Genomic DNA, 13,688 nt, shown 5'->3' with positions numbered 1-13,688 from the left:
TTTATAAACTAAATCCGGCTCGAAAAGCAGAATAAAACCCGGAATTCAACCTCAATTTTGGAGGATCAATCACTGCCGGAAGGCGTTGGCAGGGAGATCGGGATAATGGGGGGATATTCATATGGCGGGCAGGCAATACTGACGTTAGCAAGGGCATGGGGCAGTGGGGCAAATATGTTGTGCAACTTATTGGATCCTATGCAACACAAGGCGCAGAACCGGTTGCATGAAGCTGAACCTTAATAGTTACCGCTTGAAGCCAGTCACTGCAATCCGTTGTGATGTTGGGTGGGGCATCGCCGCTTGTTACGCCTGCGTGCTTTATCCTTCATCGCGGCACAGCAATGTGCTGAGCCTGATAAAGGATAAAGCATCATAATCGGTTTGGCTGACACTGTGCTTACAGTATCCGGTCTGTCATCAGGCTCACGGTATTGAATGGTTTCAGATTAATCCCTGTCGTGACCATGGCCACGTCCCGGGCCGCCAGGTCTGCCTCCTGGCCCCGGTGGGCCATCATGCCAGTGATCCCAACCGGGACCAGGCCCAGGTGGACCAGGATGTGCCCGGTAATGTGGCACATAAACATTCTGATACCAGCCATCCTGTACAAAATAGACCTGACGACCACAAGCGCCATAGCCGCCGCAATAGCGTGCCCAGCGCTTCATATGGCCGGGCGGTACATGCAGATACATGGGGGGCTGCACCACGGCCACCGGTGGTGGCTGGATAATCACGGGTTGCGGGTAGACCACTTGCGGCACTGGATAAGCATCACCGAGGACTATCTGGCCGTAAAAGCCGGGTTGCCCCACGCTGACCGCGACACCGGCTTCTGCGGTCGTGGCCAGGGCAATTGTCCAACATAATGCACCTGCCATGAGTATTCTGAGCATGGTTACCTTCTTTCTATCTGTTTCAGAAAAATGCAGATTGATTTGCATAGGCGGATTTTAGAAAGGCTATGCCCCGCAGAGCAGTCTGATTATTCTGATAGCGTTGTCAGAGGGTGCTGACAGTCATTGCCTGGGTTTTATGATGAATGATTTTTGAGAGAACTAATGGCATGGGGCGGATCAACAGGCTCAGGTCAGGGCACCTGGGCAGGATGAGATGGTTAAATCAATAGCTTGTTAATTTCTGGCTTGTGATGCTTCTGTCTTGGCGCGAGTGTAAAGTGGTCTCTATTGACAGCCTCGCGTGCCTGCCAATGGCACCATCCGATTGACGGACGGCGACTGGCAAGCAATTTTTTACTTCACATTGCGTACGGCCATCCAGCCCAAGTCATGCATACAGGAGACAAACGCACGTTTAAAAGTCTGTGTCTTGTAATCAGGCAGGTAGTTTTCTCCCAGCTTTTTCTCGCAGCTGGCTTGGTCACGAGATAGCTGGTTGGGGAAAGCCCCCATTTTCCACCATGAATTGATCGAATACGCTACATCGGGACCGTCATTCACGGTGCTGTGTGGCGCAGCAGGGGCTGATTCAGGTGCGTCGTCCGCTGGCGTTAACGGTGCCGAGCTGGCTGGGGCAGAGGCACCACTGGTTGCTGCCGGGCTTGCTTGTGGTTTTTTTGCAACAGCTGCAGCTTGCGCTTTCGCTGCATTCTCTTTGGATAAGTCTATAAAAGGACTGGGCTTGCTTTGCATGCCACCGCGGTTATCCGAAGCCTCTATGGTTGCAAACAAAGGGTCAAACGCATCTAGCTTGGGTTTTTTCCAACCATGCTCGGCCAGGCATGCCGAGAGCTGATCGCCGCTGCCACGGCAGGCTTGATGCGCCCGTTCGATGTCCTGCTGGTTGCCGCCTTGCTTGTAAGAAATCTGGCCGCATCCTGCCAATACAGCGGTCATGAATAGGTAAGTTAAAAGACGCATTGCGAGTCCTGTTCGTGATTTGTTATGCGCAGTCTAGCGGGCTTTTCACGCCCTCGCCACTACGCAAATTGACGTATTTGTCCTACACCCCCCTCTCGTTAAGCTGAGCGCAAGTTTTGATCAACTGTGATTTGAATTTAACGAGAAAGGGAACTTAGATGATGAACTTGAAAAAATGTGCCTTGCATACTGCGGTAGCAATGGCTTGTGGCCTGGGTGCACAACTGGCAAATGCGGGTGCAACAATCAACTTTGGCGAAGATAAATATATTGGCCTTGGGTTTGGCTTTATCAGCAGCTATAACTCAAAAGAGGACGCTGTGAATCAAGGCAGCGATCGTTCAAACGACTTCGCTCTGGATAGTGCTCGTATTTATATCTCTGGTTCTTTTAACAAGTATATCAAAGGCATGCTGAACACTGAAAAATCAGGTGGCGGCTCTGCAGGCTCTAATGTTGAAGTGATTGATGCCAACGTGCAATTTCAGTTAACCCCTGAAGTGGCCATCTGGGCAGGTCGTTTCCTGTCTCCGAGTGACCGTGCCAACATGGCAGGTCCTTACTACTCCATGGGTGGTGGCTACTGGGCCAACATTGCTTCACGTTATGGCTGGAACGGTGGTGTGATTGGTCGTGATGACGGTGTGGCTATGGTTACCAGCTTTCTTGAGGATCATCTTAATGTTTCATTCGGTGCCTTTGAAGGTAACCAGATTTTCCGTTTTAGTGGGGTTGGCGCGCAGTCACAATCTTCAACACATAAAGATAACCTGATGTATGCCGGTCGTGTGCAATACGATTTCTGGGATGCAGAACCAGGCTACTACGGTACAGGCAACTACTTTGGTGCTAAAGACATTCTTGCCATCGGGGTTGCTGGACGTTACAAAAAAGATGGTGTTGTCAGCCCTACCAATGTGGTGGGTGATTACAAAGCTTACAGCGTGGACTTCCTGTTAGAGAAAAAAGATGTGGGTCCTGGTACCTTTTCTGCTGAAGCTGCTTACTACTACTACGGCACCGATGGTGTGTTTAAAGGTGAGCAAGGTCATGCATACTCCGCTGGCTTAGGCTACCTGTTCCAGGAACAAGTAGGCTGGGGCAAATTCATGCCTATCATTCGTTACCAGAAATTTAACGCCGATGGTGTGACAAGCTACAACTCGACAACGACAGCTTTTACCAATACCACCGGCGGTGGCGCAAGCAAACGCTTTGAAGTGGGCACCAATTACGTGATTGCACCTTACAACGCGACTTTGACAGCCACCTACGGCAAAGAAGATACCGCGACGGCTTCTAATAAAGATTTCGTCCGAGTCGCCCTGCAGATGCAGTTCTAATCAACACCTTATAACCCTTTCCCACAAAGGAGATGAGCGTAATGAAAACAATAGTGAAGTTGGATTTGGATAAAAAACCATGGGAGCAGGACGGCCAGATTCATAACCGCTGGCACCCCGACCTGCCGATGATTGCCATGGTCAAGCCAGGGGATGAGTTCCGTGTTGAGTGTATGGACTGGACAGGTGGTCAGATCGGTAATAACGATAGCGCCAATGATGTGCGTGACGTTGATCTAACCCAGGTGCACTACCTGAGTGGCCCGATTGGCGTGGAAGGTGCTGAGCCGGGTGACTTGATGGTGGTGGATATTCTGGATGTGGGTACTTTTGATGAATATCAATGGGGCTTTAACGGTTTGTTTGCCAAGGAAAATGGTGGGGGCTTTCTGACCGACCACTTCCCTGAAGCGAGCAAAACCATCTGGGATTTCCACGGCGTGTATACCACTTCCCGTCATGTGCCTAAGGTGCGGTATGCCGGCATTATGCACCCGGGTCTGATTGGTTGCCTGCCATCCAAAGAACTGCTCGAAACCTGGAACAAGCGTGAAGGCGACCTGATTGCAACGGATCCGGATCGTGTCCCGCCACTGGCTTGCCCTCCGACTTCACAATCTGCCGTCATGGGCCGTTTGAGTGGTGATGCTGCCAAAAAAGCAGCGGCTGAAGGCGCGCGTACCGTGCCACCACGTGATCACGGCGGTAACTGCGATATCAAGAACCTGACCAAAGGCTCAAGGGTGTACTTCCCGGTCTATGTGAAGGATGGCGGTCTCTCCATGGGTGACCTGCACTTCTCACAAGGCGACGGTGAAATCACTTTCTGCGGTGCGATTGAAATGGCCGGTTACCTCGATATCAAGGTTGGCCTGATCAAGGATGGTGTGAAGAAATACGGGATTAAAAACCCTGTATTCCAGCCCAGCCCGATCACACCGACTTACCGTGATTACATGATTTTTGAAGGGATTTCGGTTGACGAAGCAGGCAAGCAACATTACCTGGATGTGCATGTTGCATACCGCCAGGCTTGCCTCAATGCGATTGAGTACCTGAAAAAATTTGGTTACAGCGGCGAACAAGCGGTATCCATTCTGGGGACTGCGCCGGTAGAGGGGCATATCAGCGGCATCGTTGATATCCCTAACGCTTGCGCCACCTTGTGGGTCCCGACCGAGATCTTTGAGTTTGATATCCGACCTAACGCGGATGGACCGAAGATCATGGTGCCGCCAGGCATCGATGTGTCCACTTGCACATAACAATGAGTGTTGATCGCGTGCAGTTTATTTGATCAGACTTGATAGGAAACCAAGATGCCTCTTTACGAATATGAATGTGACAGTTGTGGCGTGTTTACTGCGCTACGCAAAATGAGTGAGTCGAGTTTGCCTGCCTACTGCGATTGTTGCGGGGCAGAGAGTCCACGGATTTTATCTGTGCCTAAACTGGCCATCATGGACAAAATGCAACGGTCTGCGCATGAACGTAACGAGAAATCTGCCAACGAGCCGCGTACAGCCAGACGTTCCAGCTGTGGCTGTACCGGATCACACACGTGTAAAACCAAGCCTCCGGTCAACCAGGATACAGGTAAACCGGGCTTGCAAATGCAGACCAAGAAAACGGCACGGCCGTGGATGGTCGGGCATTAATCAGCGACATCAATCCCTTAATTATTGATTTTATTGATTTATCCATAAAGGAGAAGAAGTAATGAGTACCTCAAACAGACGCGGTTTTATGAAGGGCGCATTGGTCGGTGCCATGATGGCCGCAGGCCTTATCAGCGGTCATGCATTTGCAGCGGATTATCCGACTGCAAAAGTGAATACGACTGGCTTGGCAGTGACTGACTCCACAGTAAAAGTAGGTATTCTGCACTCTGCCACCGGCACGATGGCGATTAGTGAAACCGGTTCTATCCAGGCTGAAAAGCTGGCGATCGAACAGATCAACGCCATGGGCGGTATTCTGGGCCGCAAGATTGAAATTATCCAGGAAGACGGTGCGTCTGACTGGCCAACTTTCGCAGAAAAAGCGAAGAAACTGCTGGAAAAAGACAAAGTGGCTGCTGTGATGGGCTGCTGGACGTCTGCTTCACGTAAAGCGGCTTTGCCAGTGTTTGAAAAAGACAATGGCTTGTTGTTCTACCCAACCTTCTACGAAGGTCTGGAGCAATCCAAAAACGTGTTCTACACCGGTCAAGAAGCGACACAACAAATTCTGGCAGGGTTGGACTGGATCGCTAAAGAGAAAAAAGCCAAGACTTTCTACCTGATTGGTTCTGACTACATCTGGCCACGTACCTCCATGAAGATTGCACGTAAGCACATCGAGCAACACTTGCATGGCACCGTAGTAGGTGAGGAGTACATCGCTTTGGGCGATACCCAGTTCGGTTCTGTGATCAACAAAATCAAACTGAAAAAACCTGACGTGATCTACGCAGCGGTGGTGGGCGGTAGTAACGTGGCATGGTTCAAACAATTGAACGCTGCCGGTTTGAACTCCAGCAAACAAACCATGTTGACCATCTCCGTGACCGAAGACGAAGTGTTGGGTATTGGTGGTGAAAACCTGGCTGGTTTCTACTCTGCGATGAAATACTTCCAGTCTCAAGACAATGAGGCTAACAAGAAATTTGTAGAGGCGTTCAAAAAACGCTGGGGTGAGAAGTCTGTGATCGGCGACGTGACACAAGCTGCTTACCTGGGTCCATGGTTGTACAAGGCAGCCGTTGAGCGTGCAGGTAGCTTCGATGTAGACAAAGTGCAAGCAGCATTGCCAGGCTACACTTTCAAAGATGCACCAGAAGGTCCTGTTACTGTGGAAGCCAACCACCACCTGACCACCAAACTGCGTATTGGTCAGTGGGGTAAAGATGGCCAGGCCAAAGTGGTATACACCTCTGATTACATCAAACCTGATCCATTTCCAAAAGGCTATCAATAAGCTAGTCCTCTCGTAAATGCTTAAGCGGTAGCCGGTTACTCCGGCTACCGTTTGGCGCAAACAGCATTCAAGTTGTAAACAATTTCAAGCAGTCAGCAATTTTGAGAAGTTGCATTTTAAGGAGACCGATATGTTTGGTTATTCGATGGCAGATATAGGCAATATTGTGGTGATGCAAGGCTTTTCCGGCCTGAGCATGTTTACAGTGTTGCTACTCATGGCACTGGGTCTCGCGATTATTTTCGGGCAGATGGGTGTGATTAACATGGCGCATGGTGAGTTTATGACCATCGGTGCCTATACCACAGTCATGCTATCCAAGGTGGCTGCCACTTACGGCTTCACCAATTACTATTTTTTGTTTGCCATCCTCATTGCGTTCGGGCTGGCATTCGCGGTCGGCTATGTTGTTGAATACGGCATGATCCGGCACCTGTACAAGCGGCCACTGGATACCTTGCTGGCGACCTGGGGGCTAAGCCTAGTCATGCAGCAGATCTTCCGCTCCACCTTTGGCGCCAAAGAGGTGAGTGCCGAGTTGCCTGAGTGGATGTTGGGCTCTTTCAAGCCGACGCCAGACATTGATATCCCGATCAACGGTGTTTTTGTGATGGCCCTGGCTGCGCTGGTGACCCTCGGTGTCTATATGTTTATGTATAAATCACGCTGGGGCCTACGTGTGCGTGCCACGGTGCAGAACCGTACCATGGCGGGTGCAGTGGGCATTAACACTGCAAAAGTCGACCGTGTTACTTTTGCCTTGGGTTGCGGCATTGCCGGGATCGCGGGCGCTGCGTTTACCACGATTGCTTCTACCGGCCCAACCACGGGTACGCTCTACATCGTAGACAGCTTTATGGTGGTGGTGTTTGGCGGTGCAGCCAGCATTGTGGGGACGATTGCCTCAGCCTTCGGCATCGCCCAGGCGCAATCTATCCTGCAGTTCTTTATGACTAGCTCCATGGGTAAAGTGTCCACGCTGCTTGCCATCGTCACAATCTTGATGATGAAACCTGAAGGTTTGTTTGCCTCCAAACTGCGTAAATAACAGATACGGCAACGTGTGAGCATGCTTCTCACGCGTTGCCATAAGTAAATAGACGTATTAGTACTTTGTATCTGTCGCACTAGAATCAACGCATCAATAGAGGAGATTTTTGATGACATTATGGGAAAAAATGAAAGCCAGTCCTGTGCTGGGTGGTAAGGAAGGCGTGATAGGCCTGGCTGCGCTGGCCGCCCTGATCTTCGTCGTGTTGCCACTGGGGGTAGATATTTTCCGCCTCAACCTGATTGGTAAATACCTGACCTACGCCTTTGTCGCCGTCGGCCTGGTGATGTTATGGGGGCATGGCGGTATTTTGAGTCTGGGCCAGGGTATCTTCTTCGGTCTGGGGGGCTATGCGATGGCGATGTTCCTCAAGCTGGAAGCGTCCGATCCAGAAACCACTAAAATCCAGTCTACGCCAGGCATTCCTGACTTTATGGACTGGAACCAGCTCACGGCCTTGCCATGGTTTTGGGAGCCGTTCAAAAGCCTACCCTTCACGCTGATTGCCGTACTCACCGTGCCAGCCATCTTTGCCTACATCATCGGTTATGCCATGTTCAAGCGTCGTGTGGGTGGGGTATATTTCTCCATCATCACGCAAGCGATTGCGCTGATCCTGAGTATTCTGATTGTTGGTCAGCAAGGCTATACCGGTGGTGTGAACGGCATGACAGACCTGCGTACCATGTTGGGCTGGGATATTCGCACCGATTCTGCGAAATATATCCTGTACTACGTGAATGGTTTGTTGCTGTTCGGGGCGATCTTCCTGTCCAAATACATCATGAGCAGCAAGTTCGGTATGTTGTTGCTAGCCATGCGTGACAAAGAAGAGCGGGTGCGTTTCTCTGGTTACGACGTTTCCAACTTTAAAATCTTTATCTTCTGCCTGGCGGCGATGATGTCTGCCGTTGGTGGTGCAATGTTTACCTTGCAAGTGGGCTTTATGTCACCGTCCTTTGTCGGTATTGTGCCTTCGATTGAAATGGTGATTTTCTGTGCCGTGGGTGGGCGTGCCTCGCTGATTGGCGCCGTATATGGCACCTTGCTGGTTAACTACGGTAAAACCGTGTTTTCAGAAACCTATCCAGAGTTGTGGTTGTTCCTCATGGGTGGCCTGTTTATCTCTGTGGTGATGTTCTTCCCGAATGGCCTGGCTGGTATCTGGGACAACCTGGCGACCAAATATGGCTGGTTCAAAGACAAGGCTGACGCAAAAAAGCCTGAGGTAAGTACTTCTGAGGTAGAAGCACAAGCAGTACTTACCGAATCTTCAACCACGGGCGCCGTAACCTCTACCGAAGCGGGCGTCAAGAAAACATCACGTAAGAAAGCGGCGGCCAGCACTGATCAGCCGTCCGCGATCGAAAGCAATAAAATGAGAGGAGCAGAAGCATGAGTAATACCGACTTCGTCTTGGCAGTAGAAGACCTGACCGTCTCCTTCGATGGCTTTAAAGCGGTGGATAGCCTCACCATGTATATCGACAAAAACGAACTGCGTGTGCTGGTGGGGCCTAACGGCGCCGGCAAGACCACGGTGCTGGACCTGATTTGCGGTAAAACCAAATCCACAGCCGGTTCAATCAAGTTTAAAAACACTGAATTGACCAAGCTGTCCGAGCACGAAATTGTGCGTTCCGGCGTCGGCCGCAAGTTTCAGAACCCGTCCATTTATGAAAACCTGACGGTTTACCAAAACCTGGAAGTGTCTTACCCCAAAGGCCGCGGCGTGTTTGGCAGCCTGACCTTCAAACGGACACAAGAGGTGGAAGACCGTGTACGCAAAGTGGCGGCAGACATCATGTTGACCGAGTTTCTTGAGATGGAATCTGCCTTGCTCAGTCACGGCCAGAAACAATGGCTGGAAATCGGCATGTTGCTCATGCAAGAGCCTGAGCTGTTGATGCTGGATGAACCTGTGGCAGGCATGAGCGCCAAGGAGCGCGACCAGACCGCCGATTTGCTCAACCGCATCTGCCAGAACCGCTCGGTGATTGTGATCGAGCACGATATGGAGTTTGTGAAGAAAATTGCGCACAAGGTGACTGTGCTGCATCAGGGCAAAATCCTCGCCGAGGGGCCGATGGAGAAAGTCCAGGCAGACGAAAAAGTCATTGAAGTGTATTTAGGACATTAATTGGATTAGGCCATTCAAGGAGCACAGCATGTTTGAAATTGAAAATTTGCAGGTGAGTTATGGCCAAAGTCAGGTCATTCATGGCCTGAATTTCAAAGCCAACAAAAACGAAACACTGGCCATCATGGGCCGCAACGGCATGGGCAAAACCACGCTGTTCAAATCACTGATGGGCATTTTGCCAAGCAAAGCCAGTAAAGCCACCGTTGATGGGGTCGATCTGCAAGGCTCAGCTACCCATGAACGCGTCATGAAGGGGCTGGCCTATGTGCCACAAGGCCGCTGGATTTTTCCTAATATGACCGTGCAGGAAAACATTGAAACCGGTCTCGAAAAATCGGCTTCAGGCGAGATCCCGGATGATATTTTTGCGCTGTTCCCGGTGTTGCATGAAATGCGTAAACGCAAGGGCGGTAACCTGTCTGGTGGTCAGCAGCAGCAATTGGCGATTGCCCGTGCGCTGGTGACCAATCCAAAAGTATTACTGCTGGATGAGCCGACCGAAGGGATTCAACCGTCCATCATCAAGGACATCGCCAAGGTCCTCAACGAAATCCGCAAAATGCGTGAAATCACCATCATCGTCTCCGAGCAGGTGTTGAGCTTCACCATGGAAGTGGCAGACCGCATTATCGTCATTGATAAAGGCCGTTTTATCCATGAGGATACGCGCGACAACGTGGATGCAGCTAAGGTAAAAAGTTATTTGTCTGTATAAGTGCTTTTTTAGCCACAGAGGACACGGCGTCCACAGAGCAAAACGAATTTGCAGTTCCTCTGTACGCACTGTGTCCTCTGTGGCAAGCATTAAAAAGTAATATTCCTGATTTGTCTGTGGCATGATGCCGTTATGGATGATTTAAAGCATACGCCACCATCGCTAGCGCAAACGATCGCAACAAAACACTGGCAAGCCCGATTAGAGCTTGGCTTTGCTAAGCGTGAAGCACGTTCTTACCTGGCACACCGCTTACATAAAGGCCCGTTGGTGGTGCAAAAAAGCCTGCATCCTGAAGGCGAAGCTGTCTGTCATGCAGTCATTGTGCATCCGCCTGGCGGGGTCGCAGGGGGCGATGCGCTGCATTTGCAAGTGCACGTGGGGGAGGGCGCAAACGCCTTGTTGACCACCCCCGGCGCTGGCAAGTGGTATAAGGCCAATGGCACGATCGCCACACAAACGCTGCATTTTCAGCTGGCGTCCGGCAGTGGCCTCGAGTGGCTGCCGCAAGAAAATATCCTGTTTGATGCCGCTGAAGTTGGTTTTAATGCCGAGATTGATCTGGCGGGCGATGCCACCCTTGCGGCCTGGGACATCGTCTGTTTGGGCCGTCAGGCGCAGCAGGAGGTCTGGCAGACCGGCGCCTATCAGCTCAATCAGCGCATCCGTCGCGATGGCCGCTTGATCTGGAATGAGCGTGCCCGCATGCACGGCAATGACCGCTTAAAAAGCAGCCCTGTTGGCCTGGGTGGCTCGGTGGTGTTCGGTACTTTTCTGGTGTGTGCCGGGGCCGTGCCCGCAGAGGTGCTGCAAGCTTGTCGCGAGATTACTTTGCCTGATGCCAATACTGGTGTGACCGCCTTGCCAGAGGTGTTATGTATCCGTTATGTTGGCCAGGCTTCACAGCAGGCCAGGCAGTATTTTGAGCAGTGCTGGCAGTTACTGCGGCCATGGTATTATCAAAAAGACGCAGTCAGACCGCGGATTTGGAATACATAAGCTGCGTGCACAAAAATATAGTCAGAGAACAATCCTATGGAATTAACTCCCAGAGAAAAAGACAAGTTATTGATATTTACCGCGGCCTTGCTGGCTGAACGGCGCAAGGCGCGTGGCTTGAAACTGAATTATCCTGAGGCGGTGGCATTTATTTCCGCCGCCATTATGGAAGGTGCGCGTGACGGTAAAACCGTGGCCGAGCTGATGAGCTATGGCACCACGCTATTGAACCGCGATGAGGTGATGGAAGGCGTGCCGGAAATGATCCCGGATATACAAATCGAAGCCACCTTCCCAGACGGTACCAAGCTGGTGACGGTGCATCATCCGATTCCCTAATAGATACAAAAAATTAAACCGCCGATAAACGCCGATGCACGCCGATAAAATCAATATCATCTTTGGCCAGCACTGGTTTTGGAGTGGTGGGTTTGTGTAAACACCCTGTCGAAACCGGATGCACAAAATATCGGCGTTTATCTGCGTATATCGGCGGTAAAAAAAGGTATTAAGAATGCATATTAAAAACGAGGAAAGCATATGATTCCCGGCGAAATGCAGGTCGCAGCAGGCGACATCGAATTAAATGTTGGGCGTGAAACGGTCACGCTGGATGTGGCCAATACCGGTGACCGGCCGATTCAGGTCGGGTCGCATTACCATTTTTATGAGACCAACGATGCCTTGTCGTTTGATCGGGCGCTGGCTTATGGTTATCGCTTGAATATTGCGGCGGGCACTGCGGTGCGGTTTGAGCCGGGGCAGACCCGTACCGTGCAATTGGTCAAACTGGCGGGTGCGCGCAAAGTGTATGGCTTTGCTGGCCGCGTAATGGGCGCCTTAAAGTAGGGAGTAGCAATGACAGTGAAAATGGATAAACGCGCATACGCGGAAATGTTTGGCCCCACCGTGGGGGACAAGGTCAGGCTGGCCGACACCGAGCTGTGGGTAGAAGTCGAACAGGATTTCACCATTTATGGTGAAGAGGTCAAGTTTGGTGGCGGCAAAGTCATCCGTGACGGCATGGGCCAAGGCCAGGGGCTGGCCGCCGAAGTGGCAGATACCGTCATCACCAACGCGCTGATTATCGACCACTGGGGCATCGTCAAGGCCGACATCGGCATCAAGGGCGGTTATATTTCTGCCATCGGTAAAGCCGGTAACCCGGATATCCAACCTGGGGTGACCATTGCCATAGGTGCGGGCACCGAGGTGATTGCCGGCGAAGGCATGATCATCACGGCCGGCGGCATTGATACCCATATCCACTTTATTTGCCCGCAACAGATTGAAGAAGCCCTGATGTCTGGCGTCACCACCATGATAGGCGGCGGCACCGGGCCTGCGACCGGCACCTTTGCGACTACCTGTACGCCCGGCCCCTGGCACATTCACCGTATGTTGCAGTCAGCCGATGCTTTCCCCATGAACCTGGGCTTTTTAGGCAAGGGCAATGCCAGCCTGCCTGAACCGCTCAGAGAGCAAGTACGCGCCGGGGTCATCGGCCTCAAGTTGCATGAAGACTGGGGCACCACGCCCGCCGCGATTGATAACTGCCTGAGTGTGGCGGATGAAATGGATATCCAGGTTGCGATCCACTCCGATACCCTGAATGAGTCCGGCTTTGTTGAGACCACCATAGGCGCGTTCAAGGGCCGCACCATCCATACCTTCCATACCGAAGGCGCGGGCGGTGGCCATGCGCCAGATATTATCAAGGCGGCCAGCCAGCCTAATGTGCTGCCATCCTCTACAAACCCGACGCGGCCATTTACCGTCAACACTATAGATGAGCATCTGGATATGCTCATGGTGTGTCACCATCTGGACCCGGCGATTGCCGAGGATATTGCCTTTGCCGAAAGCCGTATCCGCCGTGAGACCATCGCTGCCGAAGATATTTTTCATGACCTGGGCGCATTTTCCATGATGTCATCCGACTCGCAAGCCATGGGCCGTGTCGGTGAAGTGATTATCCGCACCTGGCAAACTGCGCACAAAATGAAAATCCAGCGCGGGCCATTGGCTGAAGATGCGGCGGGCAACGACAACTTCCGCGTCAAACGCTATATCGCCAAATACACCATTAACCCGGCGCTGACACATGGTATCAGTCATGTGGTCGGCTCGGTCGAGGTCGGCAAACTGGCTGATCTGGTGGTGTGGAAACCCGCCTTCTTTGGCGTGAAGCCATTTACGATTATTAAAGGCGGTATGATTGCGGCCGCGGCCATGGGCGACCCGAATGCGTCTATCCCGACGCCTCAGCCCGTGCATTACCGCCCTATGTTTGGTGCCTATGGCGGCGGTCTCAAAACTGCCCTGACCTTTGTCTCGCAAGCCGCGCTCGAAAATCCTGAAATTAAAGCGCTCGGCCTGCAAAAGCCACTGGTAGCGGTCAAAGGCACGCGCGACGTCAAAAAGGCTGACATGGTGCATAACACCTGGATGCCCAAGATAGATGTGGACCCGGAAACCTATGAAGTGCTGGCAGACGGGATGCCGCTGGTGTGTGAGCCGGCGGAGGTGCTGCCAATGGCGCAGCGGTACTTCTTGTTTTAATCAATGGCTGTGCAGGCATATTGATTGTGATTGAA

General features: G+C 51.8%; 14 protein-coding genes. 12 read left to right on the top strand and 2 right to left on the bottom strand.

The genetic code is table 11. The features are described from left to right. Positions 1–449: 449 nt before the first annotated feature. Complete coding sequence (locus Q9292_RS08080; protein WP_313986652.1) at positions 450–899, bottom strand: hypothetical protein; 450 nt, start codon at positions 897–899, stop codon at positions 450–452. 357 nt (positions 900–1,256) lie between these two features. Next, the gene (locus tag Q9292_RS08075) at positions 1,257–1,883 is read right to left on the bottom strand and encodes a hypothetical protein (RefSeq protein ID WP_313986649.1); all 627 of its coding nucleotides are present in this window, start codon (positions 1,881–1,883) and stop codon (positions 1,257–1,259) included. A 158-nt stretch (positions 1,884–2,041) separates the two neighbouring features. Between Q9292_RS08075 and Q9292_RS08070 the strand changes: the two genes are divergently transcribed. The 12 genes from Q9292_RS08070 (at position 2,042) to ureC (ending at position 13,653) form a co-directional block, all read left to right on the top strand. Next, on the top strand, positions 2,042–3,226 hold the full coding sequence (locus Q9292_RS08070; protein ID WP_194748373.1) for a porin: 1,185 nt from the start codon (positions 2,042–2,044) through the stop codon (positions 3,224–3,226). Positions 3,227–3,267: 41 nt separating this feature from the next. After that, positions 3,268–4,491 carry a formamidase gene (fmdA, locus tag Q9292_RS08065; RefSeq protein WP_313986645.1) on the top strand — a complete coding sequence of 408 codons (1,224 nt, stop codon included), beginning with the start codon at positions 3,268–3,270 and terminating at the stop codon, positions 4,489–4,491. A gap of 54 nt (positions 4,492–4,545) precedes the next feature. Next, positions 4,546–4,884: an FmdB family zinc ribbon protein gene (locus Q9292_RS08060; protein WP_275356083.1), complete on the top strand. Its 339-nt coding sequence runs from the start codon at positions 4,546–4,548 to the stop codon at positions 4,882–4,884. 61 nt (positions 4,885–4,945) lie between these two features. Next, the gene (gene urtA, locus Q9292_RS08055) at positions 4,946–6,184 is read left to right on the top strand and encodes an urea ABC transporter substrate-binding protein (RefSeq protein ID WP_194748370.1); all 1,239 of its coding nucleotides are present in this window, start codon (positions 4,946–4,948) and stop codon (positions 6,182–6,184) included. A gap of 130 nt (positions 6,185–6,314) precedes the next feature. Continuing rightward, the gene (urtB, locus tag Q9292_RS08050; RefSeq protein ID WP_194748369.1) at positions 6,315–7,232 is read left to right on the top strand and encodes an urea ABC transporter permease subunit UrtB; all 918 of its coding nucleotides are present in this window, start codon (positions 6,315–6,317) and stop codon (positions 7,230–7,232) included. A 112-nt stretch (positions 7,233–7,344) separates the two neighbouring features. Then, entirely contained in the window at positions 7,345–8,634 is a 1,290-nt protein-coding gene (gene urtC / locus Q9292_RS08045) for an urea ABC transporter permease subunit UrtC (protein ID WP_194748368.1), read from the top strand. Further along, a complete protein-coding gene (gene urtD, locus Q9292_RS08040) occupies positions 8,631–9,374 on the top strand; it encodes an urea ABC transporter ATP-binding protein UrtD (protein WP_194748367.1) in 744 nt (247 codons plus the stop codon). Before urtC ends, urtD begins: the two co-directional genes overlap by 4 nt. Positions 9,375–9,402: 28 nt before the next feature. Next, entirely contained in the window at positions 9,403–10,092 is a 690-nt protein-coding gene (gene urtE, locus Q9292_RS08035) for an urea ABC transporter ATP-binding subunit UrtE (protein ID WP_194748366.1), read from the top strand. A gap of 132 nt (positions 10,093–10,224) precedes the next feature. Further along, positions 10,225–11,091 (top strand): urease accessory protein UreD, encoded by an 867-nt coding sequence (locus Q9292_RS08030; protein ID WP_313986638.1) that lies wholly within the window; start codon positions 10,225–10,227, stop codon positions 11,089–11,091. A gap of 36 nt (positions 11,092–11,127) precedes the next feature. Next, positions 11,128–11,430, top strand: coding sequence for an urease subunit gamma (ureA, locus tag Q9292_RS08025; protein WP_018985924.1), 303 nt, complete (start codon positions 11,128–11,130; stop codon positions 11,428–11,430). A 201-nt stretch (positions 11,431–11,631) separates the two neighbouring features. Next, positions 11,632–11,940: an urease subunit beta gene (locus Q9292_RS08020; protein WP_275356077.1), complete on the top strand. Its 309-nt coding sequence runs from the start codon at positions 11,632–11,634 to the stop codon at positions 11,938–11,940. A 9-nt stretch (positions 11,941–11,949) separates the two neighbouring features. Then, entirely contained in the window at positions 11,950–13,653 is a 1,704-nt protein-coding gene (gene ureC, locus Q9292_RS08015; RefSeq protein ID WP_313986632.1) for an urease subunit alpha, read from the top strand. The last annotated feature ends 35 nt before the right edge of the window (positions 13,654–13,688 follow it).

It is taken from the genome of Methylophilus sp. VKM B-3414 (genome assembly GCF_032248435.1).
In the GTDB taxonomy this organism is placed as follows: Bacteria; Pseudomonadota; Gammaproteobacteria; order Burkholderiales; family Methylophilaceae; genus Methylophilus; species Methylophilus glucosoxydans.
This window is presented reverse-complemented; position numbering and strand designations above follow the sequence as displayed.

Coding starts and splice junctions, on each gene's coding strand:
- Q9292_RS08060 (WP_275356083.1), top strand. CDS start 4,546: ATGCCTCTTTACGAATATGAATGTGACAGTTGTGGCGTGTTTACTGCG.
- urtB (WP_194748369.1), top strand. CDS start 6,315: ATGTTTGGTTATTCGATGGCAGATATAGGCAATATTGTGGTGATGCAA.
- Q9292_RS08030 (WP_313986638.1), top strand. CDS start 10,225: ATGGATGATTTAAAGCATACGCCACCATCGCTAGCGCAAACGATCGCA.
- Q9292_RS08075 (WP_313986649.1), bottom strand. CDS start 1,883: ATGCGTCTTTTAACTTACCTATTCATGACCGCTGTATTGGCAGGATGC.
- ureC (WP_313986632.1), top strand. CDS start 11,950: ATGACAGTGAAAATGGATAAACGCGCATACGCGGAAATGTTTGGCCCC.
- urtE (WP_194748366.1), top strand. CDS start 9,403: ATGTTTGAAATTGAAAATTTGCAGGTGAGTTATGGCCAAAGTCAGGTC.
- urtC (WP_194748368.1), top strand. CDS start 7,345: ATGACATTATGGGAAAAAATGAAAGCCAGTCCTGTGCTGGGTGGTAAG.
- Q9292_RS08070 (WP_194748373.1), top strand. CDS start 2,042: ATGATGAACTTGAAAAAATGTGCCTTGCATACTGCGGTAGCAATGGCT.
- urtD (WP_194748367.1), top strand. CDS start 8,631: ATGAGTAATACCGACTTCGTCTTGGCAGTAGAAGACCTGACCGTCTCC.
- Q9292_RS08020 (WP_275356077.1), top strand. CDS start 11,632: ATGATTCCCGGCGAAATGCAGGTCGCAGCAGGCGACATCGAATTAAAT.
- urtA (WP_194748370.1), top strand. CDS start 4,946: ATGAGTACCTCAAACAGACGCGGTTTTATGAAGGGCGCATTGGTCGGT.
- ureA (WP_018985924.1), top strand. CDS start 11,128: ATGGAATTAACTCCCAGAGAAAAAGACAAGTTATTGATATTTACCGCG.
- fmdA (WP_313986645.1), top strand. CDS start 3,268: ATGAAAACAATAGTGAAGTTGGATTTGGATAAAAAACCATGGGAGCAG.
- Q9292_RS08080 (WP_313986652.1), bottom strand. CDS start 899: ATGCTCAGAATACTCATGGCAGGTGCATTATGTTGGACAATTGCCCTG.